Below are 13223 nucleotides of genomic sequence, written 5' to 3'. Positions count from 1 at the left end.
TCGGAAAGATGGAGAAAACCCTTTCCGTGTAATCTAAGGTGTGCCTCATGCTTTTTCCGACTGAGAAAGCCCAAGGCCTTGTGGCGACGGACATACTCCGGTCGATCGCAGAGCAGTGGGATGCGCGTCACAAGGAAGAGAACGAAAAAGCGGGCATCGCGCAAAAGGCCGATCCGCTGGTCGAAGCGCGTATGACGGTAAGCGAGGAAGCCCGACGTTCCCGGGCAAAAATCGTCTCCTCCATGTTCAATCATGAGAATGTCAGTGTCAACGAATTGAAGATGAAGGTCGCCGACAAGCTGGCCGAGAAACTTGGTCTCGATGTTGATCGATCCCGCTCCTACTTCACTTTGGGAAAACTCATCGAAGACATTGTCTCCAAAATGGATGCCATGGCTCGCAGTGAACTGGAGCGGGCTGTTGGTCTCGACAAACTGGGAATCTCGCTGACGACTTTCGTTTCCGCCCTCAGTGACCCCACTGGCGATGGCACGGAGCGCTTGAATGCGGCTTTGGAAAAATCGGCAGGGCGCGGTGGTGTCACAGATGCCGTCAACCGTGTGTTCACGCGACTGAAGGATGCGGCTGACCCGAAGTCGGCAAGTGAAGTCGCCGTTCAGGAAGAGATAGCCGACCCTGCGCGCGTGGATGACGAGAAAGGCCGTCAGGAGCGACTTGCATCCCTGCAGGCGGCCTTGGCTTCCGAACGCCTCGAGCAGGTCGGCGAGATTCAAAAGGTGTTGTCGGATAGCGCGACGGCCGGAGGCGCGATGCATGCTCCGGCCTCGGCAGAGAAACTACTCTCCATGCTTGCTTACATGGCGGATCAGCAGTCTGGCACCCAATCCAGCGAGACAAGTGGTGTTGCGGCGCGTCCGCCTGCGGACCAGACACAGTTCATTCTGGCCATCGGCGGCGAGGCTGAAGTGCTCTCTGCGGCGTCCACCGACACTCTGGATGAAGTTGTCTCGATCTATATCGAAGATGGTCTCTATGAGCGACTTAGAACACTGGTCGTATGAAATGCAGGCGCCACCCTGCCAGCCTGCCACGCTGTCAGAATTCTCCGATGATTAATAAGGTGGACTGTTTGATCCGGGCAAAGACTTCGTTAACTTTAGCTGACGATCATGCAGGCCGGACTAGAGCAGTGAGCGGTGCGTCATAGGCGCACTGGAAACAGGTATTGTTGAGACAGGCCACCATGACGGTAGCGACCAATGCGCTTCTGACGGCAATGATCGGGGCAACAAGCCTTCTCGATCTTGGAATAGACGATTTTGATCCGCCGGTTGGTGAAATCACCGCGAACGAAGTTCTCCGGGACCACGCACCGGCCACATGGTTGGATGCCGTGAGTGTCGATGATCGGTGCAGGGCAGGGCAGACCCTGCCACCACGAGCTCCGGCACCCTGTGACGAAGCAGGTCTCTATCCGGGTTTCCTGCGCATAGCAGATTGATCTCAGGCGGCACGGCTGGCCTCGGTAGCCCGAGCGCGGATTTCATCCATCGTCCAATCGACCAGCAACTGGCCATTCTCCCAGACTGGCTGAAGCATGTTCTGGCGGCCTCCGAGCTCCGTCAGTGGGATCGAAACAATGTCGATGCCATCGGCGATGGCCGCGACACGCCCTTGGATCGTGAGCTTTTCCTGAGAATGCGGCGCGCGACGTCCTATGCCCTTCCACTGACCTCCGGCGTCCTGCATGGCCGTTGCCCGCATGGTGAAGGAGACCGTCCCGCGGTTGATCTTGTGCAGCAGTCCTGAGCCCATGCCGAAGGAGATATTCTCTGCCGAGAAGCCCATGCTTTCGAGCCGTCCCAGAATCATCTGAATGTCCTGAAGCGATACGCCGTCCGACTGGAGCACCCGGACATTGCCATCTATGACCTTGAAACCCTTGCCGTTGAGCCGCGTGCCAAAGGCATAGGCGAGCTGCGCGACGACCTGTACCGGTGTGTCGATAGGATCGCCACTGTCCGGACGCACGACAAGAACGCCACCCGCCTCTCGCACCTTCGCCTGAAGAGACTTGCCCCAGATTTCTGTGACCGCGGTATGGAGGTCGTAGCTGTCTGATACGACGGAATAGGCGCTGAAGCCGGAAAAGCGTTCGATCATGTTTGAATAAGCGTCAGTCTCACCGGCTTGGCCCCACGCGGTGATGCTCGCATGTTCCGCAGACGGGATTGAATAGCCGGGCATGTCGATGCCGTAATGCCGCCGCGCATGCAGGATCGCCGGCAGTGAATCCGAGCTGTTGAAGTGGACGAGATGTGCGGCGCCGCCGATGGCCGCCTGTTCGAGACTGGTGGTGCTCCTGCAGCCATAGTCGCTGATCCTGCTTGGCTGGAGCGCGGCAGGATCATCCGTCGTCCGATCGAGGAAAGGCTGAAGTGCAAGGCGAATGCGCCATGCAGTCGTGGCCACGGTCGACGGATACCAGATCGCGCGAAGCAAAGCGGTCTCCATATGCGAGGTCAACCAGGGCAGGTTCGGATCCGTATTGACGACCTGCATCATGGGCACGCCACGCCTGAGAGCCGCGCCTTCGGGAATAGCTTCGATTCTCAGGGGCAGGTAGCCGCCATGAACGTCGACAATGCGCTGCCATCCCTCGCTGTCGAAGGGTTGCCCATGGATGCCCGCAATATCGGCAGCCTCCTTGATGTCCGCCATCACAATGGGCTGCGAGAGATACTCCTTGAGGAACATCTGCAAGCCGAAGAACATGAGCTCTGGACGAAACGACTGACCGCGCGTGGTCGCGACTGTGCTGATCGCCCGCGTACCTGCCGGATATTGCAGATACTGGCCGAGCTTGTAGCTGTCGGTGTTCAGGATCAGATTCTGTCTCATGCAGTCGATACTCTCGGTGGAATGCGCATCGACCCATATTGGGTGCTGTGCAATGCGCGAGGCTGACCCCTTTAGCATTTGTTAACCATGATGGCGCATGATTCCCGCTTGTCCATGCGACGTCTTCAAGGCCTGCCGACCAAAGACCGCCTGCCAATTGGATGATGAGCGCCGCGATTTTTCCAGTTTCCGTCCAAACCTCTTGATGAGGAACAGATGTTTACGCCCGTAGCGGGGGTGTCTGCCGCCCCCGCCCCACAGATCAGCTCGAAGCCTTCAGACGCTGCGCCAATCGCGCGATCCGTCGCCACTGTGCCTGTTATGCAGCTGTCGGGCATGGCAGAGGCGGTGACTGGGCATCTGAATGTCGCGATGCTGTCACGGCCGAACGCTGATCCAGCCACGGTCATTGCCGATCGCATCGGGGAGGCACTCGGCATGGAGCGCCGCCCCGACGAAACGACAAGTGACTATCTCGGCCGGTTGGGCAACAGCCTCGCTGCCTTGTCTCCATCGGATCGGACGCGCCTACAGGCATTGGTGTCGAAAGCGCTCTCGTCTCTTCAGCTCGGAACCTTACTGGCGGCAACCCGGAACACTTCCGGCCGCGAATTGGTCGCCTTCACCCTCGATCTGGAAGCGTCGTTGGCGAAGAATGGTCAGTCGGCAGTCGTCCGTTCTTACCAAATGAACGAACTCGAGCAGCCCGTCTTATCAACGAAGGTGCCACCGTCGAACACGGCTGTGGCACAGAGCAACGGACAGTCTGTAGCCTTCCCATTGGAAAAACAGACGAGATGGGAGCCTGCTGGACCCACAACGGGCCCAGTCGGGCGCGGCCAGACAGCTGCAGCAGAGGCGCTGTTACCGCCTGCGGGCAGACGGGTCGAAACTCTGAACTCCAACGGCGAGCAATTGTCGCGCACCGCCGCACCTGCCGTCGACCTCAATGCAACGACCGTAAAAATAAGCAGAGCGAATGCACAGGAGGGCGACGCCCGACCAGTGGCCCAGCCGCCGCTCACTCGAAACGAAACAGCCACTATCCCTGGTGCAACTCGAACGATGGATAAGTTGGGGCCGGACGCAAGGGTGACCGCAAGCAATCCGACGGCGACGCCAAGCCCCAAGCTGCCAAACTCCGCACAGGGCAAATCGGGCGCTCCGCCAGATGCTCCGCAACCCTTATCGAACATAGCGGATGGTGCGCCGGCGGTGCAGGCAAGGAAGGAAGGTCGCATACCCGACTTGCCGGTCTTCTTTGGCCCCACTGGTCCAGTGTCCATCCAGGTCCCGTTGTCGCTCACGCCAGACATTGCGGATGAGGCCGAACTCTTGCGTGCACTACTGCGTTTGGGGTGGACGCAGGACGAGATGGAGATTGCCGATCAAACCGTCTCATCTCGCCATCCGCCAGAAAGCGGCCCAGCTGAGCAGGGTAGCCAATCCGCGGCTGCGCGAGGGCAGTTGGAAAAGGATGGCACCACGACGTCAGAGCAGCCGACCTTTTTCGAGGCGAAAGAGAAATCGAAACTCGCTCCCCCACCGCTTGCCTTTGAAGCCGCTGACTTCAACGCGCAAACCCAGATTCAGCGCGAAGGCCTCCCTTACGCGATCGTCCACTATCTCTTCGACGACCCAGCAGAGACCCAAGGACCGGCGCGTAGCGATGAGGAAGAGGATGACGCGGAGCAGCGAGAAAATCGTGAGGAAGAGGCAGGGAGCGAGAGCGACAATGAAGATGGCTCTGAGACCGAGATGTCGCTCGACGATGCAGATCAAATGGCTGAAGACTCAGCCCTCGACACCGAGCAGGGTCACTTGGTTCTGATCAATACAACGGAGGTTGCAGACGATCGACAGGCTCCGCGGACCGCCACCCTACCGGCTCCATACGGCATAGACAGAGCGCAGGGTCTCTACCTGCGCCTGTCAGACGGCATCTGAACAAGACGCTCGAGGCATGAAAAAAACCCGCCAGGATCGCTCCTGGCGGGTTCTTTATAATGCAAGTAACGAGAATTAGTCGTTGCTGCGGTTCTTCAGGGCTGCGCCCAGGATATCGCCGAGCGAAGCGCCCGAGTCGGACGAACCGAACTGTGCGACGGCTTCCTTCTCTTCTGCGATCTCGAGAGCCTTGATCGACAGCATAACCTTGCGGTCCTTCTTGGAGAAGTTCGTGACGCGAGCGTCAAAAACCTGGCCAACGGAGAAGCGCTCAGGACGCTGGTCGTCACGGTCGCGAGCAAGGTCAGCACGACGGATGAACGAGGTGATGTCTTCGTGAGCAACGAGCTTCACTTCAACGCCACCATCGTTGATCGCGATAACTTCGCAAGACACAACGGCGTTCTTGCGCAGGTCGCCGGAAGCGGCGGCATCGCCAACCGAGTCCTTGCCAAGCTGCTTGATGCCGAGCGAGATGCGTTCCTTCTCGACGTCAACATCGAGAACGACGGCCTTGACCACGTCACCCTTGTTGAACTCTTCGATGACCTGCTCGCCCGGACGGTTCCAGTCGAGATCCGACAGGTGAACCATGCCGTCAACGTCGCCTTCGAGGCCGATGAACAGGCCGAATTCGGTCTTGTTCTTGACTTCGCCTTCGACTTCAGTGCCGGCCGGATGGCTGAAGGCAAATGCCTGCCACGGGTTCTCGAGAGTCTGCTTGAGACCGAGCGAGATACGGCGCTTGGACGGATCGACTTCGAGGACGACAACGTCGACGTCCTGCGTGGTCGAAAGGATCTTGCCGGGATGAACGTTCTTCTTCGTCCAGGACATTTCCGAGATGTGGATCAGGCCTTCGATGCCCGGCTCCAGCTCGACGAATGCACCGTAGTCGGTGATGTTCGTGACGGTACCGGAGATCTTCTTGCCAACCGGGTACTTGGCAGCGATGCCATCCCACGGATCCGACTCGAGCTGCTTCATGCCGAGCGAGATGCGGTGGGTTTCCTGGTTGATGCGGATGATCTGAACCTTGACCGACTGGCCGATGGACAGGATTTCCGAAGGATGGTTGACGCGGCGCCACGCCATGTCGGTGACGTGCAGCAGGCCGTCGATGCCGCCGAGGTCAACGAACGCACCGTAATCGGTGATGTTCTTAACGACGCCGTCAACAACCTGGCCTTCTTCGAGGTTCTGAACGATTTCAGAACGCTGCTCGGCGCGGCTTTCTTCGAGAACCGTACGACGCGAAACAACGATGTTGCCGCGACGCTTGTCCATCTTGAGGATTTCGAAGGGCTGCGGGTTGTGCATCAGCGGGGTAACGTCGCGGATCGGACGGATGTCGACCTGCGAGCGCGGAAGGAAGGCAACGGCGCCGTCGAGGTCAACCGTGAAGCCGCCCTTGACCTGGTTGAAGATAACGCCTTCAACGCGCTCGCCAGCTTCGAATTTGGCTTCGAGCTTGATCCAGCTTTCTTCGCGGCGAGCCTTTTCGCGCGACAGAACAGCTTCGCCGAGAGCGTTTTCGATGCGCTCGACATAAACTTCGACTTCGTCGCCAACCTTCAGCGAACCGTCCTTGGAGCGGGCGCCGAATTCCTTGAGAGCGATGCGGCCTTCGACCTTGAGGCCGACGTCAACGATCGCGACGTCCTTCTCGATGGCCGTGACAATGCCCTTGGCGACATAGCCTTCGGCCAGATCGGTCTTGGCAAAGGATTCCTCGAGGAGGGCAGCAAAGTCCTCACGCGACGGGGTAGATACAGACATGGAAACTCCTAATCGCATCTTTTGGGATGCGCATGCGCCGGGGGTTGGTGTTGGTCATGGCCGATCCCGCATCCGCTCTACTGTGAGAGCAATCCGGCGCGAGGATGAGAAATCGGCTGAAGCGAGAGGACCGTTCCCCTCGCTGAGTTCATTTCGTCAAGGCAGCGTCGATCAGTGACTTCGCCGTCAAGAATGCGGCCTCTATACTCATTTCGGAAGTATCTAGCAAGTGCGCGTCTTCCGCAGGTTTCAACGGGCTGTCGGCGCGACCCATGTCGCGTTCGTCGCGCTTCTGCACATCGGCAAAAATCGAGGCAAAATCGGCCGCTCCACCCTTCGCCAGGATTTCGTCATAGCGACGTCGCGCACGCACATCTGGCGAAGCCGTCACATAGAGTTTCACATCCGCATCGGGGCAGACAACGGTGCCGATGTCGCGGCCGTCGAGGACAGTTCCAGGTTGGCGCACTGAAAAGGCGCGTTGCGCCTCGACCAGAGCCCGCCGCACGGCGGGCATCACGGCGATCTTGGATGCGGCCTCGCCGATTTCATGGGCAGACAGCACATCGCGGTCGAGCCCGGCCAGTTCGATGTCGAGCGCCATCCTCTCGGCCACGGCCTCGTCGTCCAGTGCCAACCCCTGATCGAGCAGGGCCTTGGCTGTCGCACGATAGGTCAAGCCGGTATCGAGGTGGTGGAAGCCATAGGTTTCGGCGATCCGTCGCGACAATGTTCCTTTGCCAGCTGCGGCCGGCCCGTCGATGGCGATGATCATGCCTGTTGCCTATCCCCTTTGGTGACTGGTCTCTGGAACGTCTGTGCAGTGCAACTTTCAGGTCAGATACAGGCCCGTCGAGCTCTTGCCAAGCGATGACGCAGGCGCATGGGCTTGCCTTGGATGAAGGTCGCGGTGCCGCTCAGGATGAGGGGTGCACGCACAGCTGTACAAAAACCCTGAGTTTGCCTTTGACAGAAGGGATGGCAGCGATTAAGGGAGCCGACTACGGTTTGGCCGGCTTCGCGCCGGGCTGATGGCGCATGCCCCCTATTCTTCACGACTTCATGAGGCTTTGACAGTGGCGAAGGCAGAACTTGGAACGAAACGGACTTGCCCCGACACCGGCAAGAAATTCTACGACCTGAACAAGGATCCGATCGTGTCACCGTACACGAAGAAGTCCTGGCCGCTCTCCTACTTCGAGGAAACCTCGGTTGCCGCCATTATGGAGAAGGCTGAGGAAGAAGAGGTCGCGGAAGTCGATACCGAGAACACGGATGTCGAACTGGTCTCGCTCGAAGACGGTGATGACGCCGCTGGCGGCGACGACCTGCCGGATCTCGGTGACGACGAAGTCGAGATCGACGGCGACGACGATGACACCTTCCTCGAAGCCGATGAAGATGACGATGATGATGACATGACTGGTCTCATCGGCGTCACCGGCGACGACGACGAAGTCTGATTTTTCAAGGATTTCGAGCCCGGGCCCAAAAAAATGCCCGGGCTTTCATTTTTCGGCTTGCCATCTCCGACTACCGGAAGTATCAAGCCGCCACCCCACCGAGAGCGCTGCTTTCCACGGGGTTCCCGGAGCCGGAGATTAACCCGGTACCCTGATGGGGCTATAGCTCAGCTGGGAGAGCGCTTGCATGGCATGCAAGAGGTCAGCGGTTCGATCCCGCTTAGCTCCACCAAATTTTCCCCGAACGGAAACTTTAGATTGAAGCCGGGCGCTGGGTGCATCCGGCTGTTGTTTGTCTCAATCTCACCCCGCCACACAATCGAACAGATTGCCGCGTTCGCGTTGCGCGCCTAGATCGACCTGGAACCAGTCGATGATCTTCCGGGTGTCGATGCTGATCTCGCCTTCGCGCAGGCGCAGCGTCAGACGGTGGTCACGGATGGCGATTGGAGTGCCAATATAAAGGCGGTCGGCGCCTGTGTCGTCTACGGTATCGATGGCGAAGCGCATCTGGGCTCCTGGCTGAAAAGTGATGCTGAAACCAATGACAATAGAGTGGGCTTCTAGTACGGCCTGCTTGAGTGAAGCTGGACATTTTTCGTCCCATTCCATCAGGTTGTTGGAGAAAGAGAGCGCATGTTCGTCATATCGAAGCTGTTCTGGATGCTGGTGCAGCCGCTTTCTCTGGTATTCTTCGGTGGGCTGGCGGCGCTTGCCCTCTTCGCGATTCGCTGGCGCAAGGCGGGATTCGTTGTCCTGTCTCTGTCACTCTCCATACTCTTCTTGACGCTTTACACCACGCTCGGGACGGTTCTGCTCCAGCAGCTTGAAGCACGTTTTCCGCGACCAGATGCTGATCCGCACAGCGTTGCCTGCATGATTGTGTTGGGTGGCGCCTTCGAAACGGAAGTGACGACGTCGCGTGGCGGGATCGAACTCAATCAGGCCGCAGATCGATTCGTTGAAGCGCTCCGGCTCGCCGTCGCCAATCCGCAAGCGCGCATTCTGGTCTCTGGTGGTGATGGGTCGCTCAGTGGCCAATACGAAGGGGATGCGGCAGCGTCGGTGCGGTATTTCCAGGCCTTCGGCATCGAGCGCTCACGTCTGATCGAGGAGCAGACTTCGCGCAACACGGACGAGAATGTTGGAAACAGCCGCGTCCTGCTTCAGCAAGCCGGGCTCTCGAACTGTCTGCTGATCACGTCCGCGTTCCATATGCCGCGGGCGATGGGGCTCTTTCGCAAGCAGATGCTGGATGTGACGCCATGGCCCACAGATTTCCGGACGAGCGGAAAGGTGCGGTTTACTCTCGACTTCACGCAACCCACACTGAATGCCCAACAGACCGCAACGGCTGTGAGAGAATGGATAGGTCTTGCAAGTTACAGGCTGATGGGACGGATCGACGTGCTCTATCCCCAGCCATGAGCCTCATTTCTTCGAAATCGTCAGAAACTTGGTCCCGCGAACCCTGACCGTCATCTGGCAGGGCGCTTCGCCTTCTTTACGCTCGCAAAACTTCGGGTGCATCTTGAGGACGAAAACCATGTTGCCGAAGCGCTTGATGAAGTCGTAGGCGTAGATTTGAGCGGTGGCAATCATCAGATAGCCACCCTCCTTGACCTGCAGGTAGAAGTTATAGGGGCAGCCTTCCGCCGTGCAGTCTGGACCGCGAACGCCATCGCACATGACTTCACTGCTATTTGTCACCGCATCGACAATGCCGTCATTGTTGACGTCGATCCGGTCAATGAAGCCGCTTCCATAGCGCACCTCTTCGCAGCGCTTGCCGTAATAGGCCTTCTCGTAACTCTCGGGATCCTGCAGCAGTTCCTGCTGCGCCTGGGACGGTGCTGCTGCCAGAAGCATGATGCTGGAGAGAAAAACGCGTAAGGACAAGGACACGGTGTCGGGCTCCGAAACGAGAGTGTTTGCTGAGACTATCCGCTCCTGCTTGCGTCACCCTTAACGGCGTGATTGTAATCCCTGAAAAGAAGAAGGAGAGACCGTGTCCCTGCTATCCTATCTCGATTATGCCGGCATTGCGCTGTTTGCCGCGACAGGCGCGCTTGCAGCGTCGCGCAAGCAACTGGACGTGATCGGTTTTCTGTTCTTCGCTGTTGTGACCGGGCTTGGTGGCGGTACCGTGCGTGACGTCGTCCTGGGGCGCGTGCCGGTCTTCTGGGTGTTGAACCCTGACTATATCCTGATTTGCTGTGCGATCGGTGTCATCGTCTTCTTCACGGCGCACCTCGTCGAATCACGATACAAATTGCTGATTTGGCTCGATGCGATCGGCCTGTCTGCCTATTGCGTCATGGGGGCCGCAAAGGGCCTGGCGGCAACGGGCTCGCCGACGATCGCCATCGTGACCGGCACTTTGACCGCAAGCTTTGGCGGTGTCTTGCGTGACCTGCTGGCCAATGAACCATCGGTCCTGCTGCGTCCGGAAATCTACATCACCGCAGCCTTGATTGGAGCGGCGGTCTTCACGGCGGCCGAGGCGCTGGGCGCACCTCTTTATGCGGCGTCCGTCATCGGTGCTGCAGCGGCATTTGCCATCCGCGGCGGCGCACTCTATTTCGGCTGGACGTTTCCGACATACAGGCACAAGCCCGGACGCCATCCTGACGAAGTGATGTAAGGAGATCAGCCCTGCTTCGGGCGCAGCCGGATCACCACATCGACATGGGAGACTTCCATGCCCTCGGGCGCCGGCGGGAGATTTTCAATGCTGAGATTGTTGACTGGAATGTCCAGTACCCGGTTCTCGCCTTCGACGAAGAAGTGGTGGTGGTCGGAGACATTCGTGTCGAAATACGTCTTGGCGCTTTCCACCGCCAGCACTCGGATCAGGCCGGCCTCGGTGAACTGGTGCAACGTATTGTAGACGGTAGCAAGCGAAACCGGGACGTCGGCCGCGATGGCTTCCTCGTGAAGTTCTTCCACCGTCAGGTGTCGATCACCCTTCGCGAACAAAAGGTCGGCCAATGCAATGCGCTGCCGTGTCGGGCGCAAACCCGAACGGCGCAATTTCAGCTCGATGCCTGTTTGACAGGTGGCCATCGTCAAAGACGAACTCCGGTGTAATCGACGTTTCAATTCGAACACTCTGGATATAGCTGCAAAATCAGGCTCTTTCAATAGATCCGGAGCATTGGGCAACGGCGCGCTTCAAGCATGGTCTTTTTACAGCCTCGGGTCTGGTGATGGAACGGTCGTTAATGTATTCGACATCATGAAATCAACATGCCGAGCAGCGCACGGCCAGTGAAACGGAACCCCGATCGGCCAGGGCTTCAAATTGCCTCTGTCTTGCTCTATTGGGTCCCGTCATCCGAATGAAGCGAGTGGGGGGAAGAAGAAGCAAAATGGTTACGAGACAGTCCAGCTACAATTACGAAGAAATCCTCTCCTGCGGCCGTGGCGAGCTTTTTGGTCCCGGCAATGCGCAGCTTCCGCTGCCGCCTATGTTGATGGTTCACCGGATCACGGAGATTTCCGAAACCGGCGGCGCCTTCGACAAGGGCTTCCTCCGTGCAGAGTATGACGTTCGGCCCGATGACTGGTATTTCCCCTGCCACTTCCAGGGCAACCCGATCATGCCGGGCTGCCTGGGTCTTGATGGCATGTGGCAGTTGACCGGCTTCTACCTTGGTTGGCTCGGTGAGCCGGGACGCGGTATGGCGCTGTCGACCGGTGAGGTTAAGTTCAAGGGCATGGTGCGTCCGGAAACCAAGCTTCTTGAATATGGCATCGATTTCAAGCGCGTCATGCGCGGTCGTCTGGTGCTCGGCACTGCGGACGGCTGGTTGAAGGCCGATGGCGAAACTATCTATCAGGCAACCGATCTGCGTGTCGGTCTGTCGAAGGACAAGACGGCCTGATCCGGCCTGTCCGAATCCGAAATTCAGTAAGAAGGTCAGAGAAATGAGACGGGTTGTAGTAACAGGTCTTGGCGTGGTGTCCTCCATCGGCGCCGACGCAGCCGAAGTGACCGCGTCGCTGCGCGATGCGAAGTCGGGCATCAGTTTTTCTCCCGATTTTGCCGAGCACGGTTTCCGGTGCCAGGTTTGGGGAAAGCCCAGTCTCGATCCGACAGAGATGGTCGATCGCCGCGCCATGCGCTTCCTGTCGCAGGGCGGGGCGTGGAACCATGTTGCGATGAAACAGGCAATTGCCGATTCGGGTCTTGAAGAAGGCGACTACGCCCAGAATGAGCGCGTCGGCATCATCATGGGGTCCGGTGGCCCGTCGACGAAACAGATTGTCGAAGCCGCGGACATCGTGCGCCAGAACAACAGCCCGAAGCGCATTGGGCCGTTTGCTGTCCCCAAGGCCATGTCTTCGACAGCGTCTGCGACGCTTGCCACCTGGTTCAAGCTGCACGGCGTCAACTACTCGATCTCGTCTGCTTGCTCGACCTCGGCCCATTGCATTGGAAATGCCTATGAGATGATCCAGTGGGGCAAGCAGGACATGGTCTTCGCCGGCGGTCACGAAGATCTCGACTGGACCATGTCGTCTCTCTTCGATGCCATGGGTGCAATGTCCTCGAAATACAACGATACGCCGTCGACGGCGTCGCGTGCTTATGACATCTCGCGTGATGGTTTCGTCATTGCCGGTGGTGCGGGCGTCCTGATCCTGGAAGAACTCGAACACGCCAAGGCGCGTGGCGCGAAGATCTACGCTGAAATCGTCGGCTATGGCGCGACCTCGGATGGTTACGACATGGTCGCTCCGTCAGGTGAAGGTGCGAAGCGCTGCATGCGCCAGGCGCTGTCGACCGTGACCGGCGACGTCGACTACATCAACACGCATGGTACCTCGACGCCTGTTGGCGATTCGAAGGAAATTGGCGCGATCCGTGACGTGTTCGGTGACAAGATCCCGCATATTCAGTCGACCAAGTCGCTGACGGGGCACTCGCTCGGTGCGGCCGGCGTCCAGGAGTCCATCTATGGCCTCCTGATGATGCAGGAAAAGTTCATCGGAGAAAGCGCCCACATCACCGAACTCGATCCAGAGTTCGACGGTGTGCCCGTCGTGCGCAAACGCATCGACGACGCAAAGATCGATACGATCCTGTCGAATTCATTCGGCTTCGGTGGCACTAATGCCACGCTGGTTTTCCAGCGCTACAACGGTTGAGCGTCTAGCTCGTTTGAT

General features: G+C 58.6%; 14 protein-coding genes and 1 tRNA gene. 9 read left to right on the top strand and 6 right to left on the bottom strand.

Features of this window, described 5'->3' with window-relative positions:
• Positions 1–47 precede the first annotated feature (47 nt).
• The gene (locus IP76_RS11070; protein WP_054158274.1) at positions 48–1022 is read left to right on the top strand and encodes a hypothetical protein; all 975 of its coding nucleotides are present in this window, start codon (positions 48–50) and stop codon (positions 1020–1022) included.
• A 182-nt stretch (positions 1023–1204) separates the two neighbouring features.
• Positions 1205–1462: a hypothetical protein gene (locus IP76_RS11065; protein WP_054158273.1), complete on the top strand. Its 258-nt coding sequence runs from the start codon at positions 1205–1207 to the stop codon at positions 1460–1462.
• 2 nt (positions 1463–1464) lie between these two features.
• Here the strand turns inward: IP76_RS11065 and IP76_RS11060 are convergent, their stop codons facing one another.
• The gene (locus IP76_RS11060) at positions 1465–2862 is read right to left on the bottom strand and encodes a nicotinate phosphoribosyltransferase (protein ID WP_054158272.1); all 1398 of its coding nucleotides are present in this window, start codon (positions 2860–2862) and stop codon (positions 1465–1467) included.
• 438 nt (positions 2863–3300) lie between these two features.
• On the opposite strand from IP76_RS11060, the gene IP76_RS11055 reads away from it, so the two are divergent.
• Positions 3301–4809: a hypothetical protein gene (locus tag IP76_RS11055; RefSeq protein ID WP_156318544.1), complete on the top strand. Its 1509-nt coding sequence runs from the start codon at positions 3301–3303 to the stop codon at positions 4807–4809.
• Between the two features lie 75 nt (positions 4810–4884).
• Here IP76_RS11055 and rpsA read toward each other — a convergent pair whose 3' ends face one another.
• Complete coding sequence (rpsA, locus tag IP76_RS11050; RefSeq protein ID WP_054158270.1) at positions 4885–6588, bottom strand: 30S ribosomal protein S1; 1704 nt, start codon at positions 6586–6588, stop codon at positions 4885–4887.
• A gap of 148 nt (positions 6589–6736) precedes the next feature.
• Positions 6737–7363: a (d)CMP kinase gene (gene cmk, locus IP76_RS11045; protein ID WP_054158269.1), complete on the bottom strand. Its 627-nt coding sequence runs from the start codon at positions 7361–7363 to the stop codon at positions 6737–6739.
• Positions 7364–7664: 301 nt separating this feature from the next.
• Here cmk and IP76_RS11040 point away from each other — a divergent pair, with 301 nt between their 5' ends.
• Together IP76_RS11040 and IP76_RS11035 are read left to right on the top strand one after the other, a co-directional pair.
• A complete protein-coding gene (locus tag IP76_RS11040; protein ID WP_054158268.1) occupies positions 7665–8051 on the top strand; it encodes a TIGR02300 family protein in 387 nt (128 codons plus the stop codon).
• 156 nt (positions 8052–8207) lie between these two features.
• A tRNA-Ala gene (locus IP76_RS11035) sits at positions 8208–8283 on the top strand.
• 71 nt (positions 8284–8354) lie between these two features.
• On the opposite strand, the gene IP76_RS11030 is transcribed toward IP76_RS11035, so the two are convergent.
• The gene (locus IP76_RS11030; protein WP_054158267.1) at positions 8355–8561 is read right to left on the bottom strand and encodes a hypothetical protein; all 207 of its coding nucleotides are present in this window, start codon (positions 8559–8561) and stop codon (positions 8355–8357) included.
• 126 nt (positions 8562–8687) lie between these two features.
• On the opposite strand from IP76_RS11030, the gene IP76_RS11025 reads away from it, so the two are divergent.
• The gene (locus IP76_RS11025) at positions 8688–9479 is read left to right on the top strand and encodes a YdcF family protein (protein WP_054158266.1); all 792 of its coding nucleotides are present in this window, start codon (positions 8688–8690) and stop codon (positions 9477–9479) included.
• 3 nt (positions 9480–9482) lie between these two features.
• Here the strand turns inward: IP76_RS11025 and IP76_RS11020 are convergent, their stop codons facing one another.
• Complete coding sequence (locus tag IP76_RS11020; protein ID WP_054158265.1) at positions 9483–9920, bottom strand: hypothetical protein; 438 nt, start codon at positions 9918–9920, stop codon at positions 9483–9485.
• A 139-nt stretch (positions 9921–10059) separates the two neighbouring features.
• Between IP76_RS11020 and IP76_RS11015 the strand changes: the two genes are divergently transcribed.
• Positions 10060–10695: a trimeric intracellular cation channel family protein gene (locus tag IP76_RS11015; protein ID WP_054158264.1), complete on the top strand. Its 636-nt coding sequence runs from the start codon at positions 10060–10062 to the stop codon at positions 10693–10695.
• A gap of 5 nt (positions 10696–10700) precedes the next feature.
• On the opposite strand, the gene irrA is transcribed toward IP76_RS11015, so the two are convergent.
• Positions 10701–11117: an iron response transcriptional regulator IrrA gene (gene irrA, locus IP76_RS11010; RefSeq protein WP_054158263.1), complete on the bottom strand. Its 417-nt coding sequence runs from the start codon at positions 11115–11117 to the stop codon at positions 10701–10703.
• Between the two features lie 305 nt (positions 11118–11422).
• Between irrA and fabA the strand changes: the two genes are divergently transcribed.
• Both fabA and fabB read left to right on the top strand, forming a co-directional pair.
• Positions 11423–11938 carry a 3-hydroxyacyl-[acyl-carrier-protein] dehydratase FabA gene (gene fabA, locus IP76_RS11005; RefSeq protein ID WP_054158262.1) on the top strand — a complete coding sequence of 172 codons (516 nt, stop codon included), beginning with the start codon at positions 11423–11425 and terminating at the stop codon, positions 11936–11938.
• Between the two features lie 43 nt (positions 11939–11981).
• Positions 11982–13205 (top strand): beta-ketoacyl-ACP synthase I, encoded by a 1224-nt coding sequence (fabB, locus tag IP76_RS11000; protein WP_054158261.1) that lies wholly within the window; start codon positions 11982–11984, stop codon positions 13203–13205.
• Positions 13206–13223 lie beyond the last annotated feature (18 nt).

The organism is Rhizobium sp. AAP43 (assembly GCF_001296045.1).
Lineage (GTDB): Bacteria > Pseudomonadota > Alphaproteobacteria > Rhizobiales > Rhizobiaceae > Allorhizobium.
The sequence above is the reverse complement of the archived record's forward strand: the minus strand, read 5'-3'. Positions and strand labels throughout refer to the sequence as shown.

Excerpts from the sequence above, each read along its gene's own strand:
- IP76_RS11070 (WP_054158274.1), top strand. The coding sequence starts at position 48 with ATGCTTTTTCCGACTGAGAAAGCCCAAGGCCTTGTGGCGACGGACATA.
- IP76_RS11065 (WP_054158273.1), top strand. The coding sequence starts at position 1,205 with ATGACGGTAGCGACCAATGCGCTTCTGACGGCAATGATCGGGGCAACA.
- IP76_RS11060 (WP_054158272.1), bottom strand. The coding sequence starts at position 2,862 with ATGAGACAGAATCTGATCCTGAACACCGACAGCTACAAGCTCGGCCAG.
- IP76_RS11055 (WP_156318544.1), top strand. The coding sequence starts at position 3,301 with ATGGAGCGCCGCCCCGACGAAACGACAAGTGACTATCTCGGCCGGTTG.
- rpsA (WP_054158270.1), bottom strand. The coding sequence starts at position 6,588 with ATGTCTGTATCTACCCCGTCGCGTGAGGACTTTGCTGCCCTCCTCGAG.
- cmk (WP_054158269.1), bottom strand. The coding sequence starts at position 7,363 with ATGATCATCGCCATCGACGGGCCGGCCGCAGCTGGCAAAGGAACATTG.
- IP76_RS11030 (WP_054158267.1), bottom strand. The coding sequence starts at position 8,561 with ATGCGCTTCGCCATCGATACCGTAGACGACACAGGCGCCGACCGCCTT.
- IP76_RS11025 (WP_054158266.1), top strand. The coding sequence starts at position 8,688 with ATGTTCGTCATATCGAAGCTGTTCTGGATGCTGGTGCAGCCGCTTTCT.
- IP76_RS11020 (WP_054158265.1), bottom strand. The coding sequence starts at position 9,920 with ATGCTTCTGGCAGCAGCACCGTCCCAGGCGCAGCAGGAACTGCTGCAG.
- irrA (WP_054158263.1), bottom strand. The coding sequence starts at position 11,117 with ATGGCCACCTGTCAAACAGGCATCGAGCTGAAATTGCGCCGTTCGGGT.
- fabA (WP_054158262.1), top strand. The coding sequence starts at position 11,423 with ATGGTTACGAGACAGTCCAGCTACAATTACGAAGAAATCCTCTCCTGC.
- fabB (WP_054158261.1), top strand. The coding sequence starts at position 11,982 with ATGAGACGGGTTGTAGTAACAGGTCTTGGCGTGGTGTCCTCCATCGGC.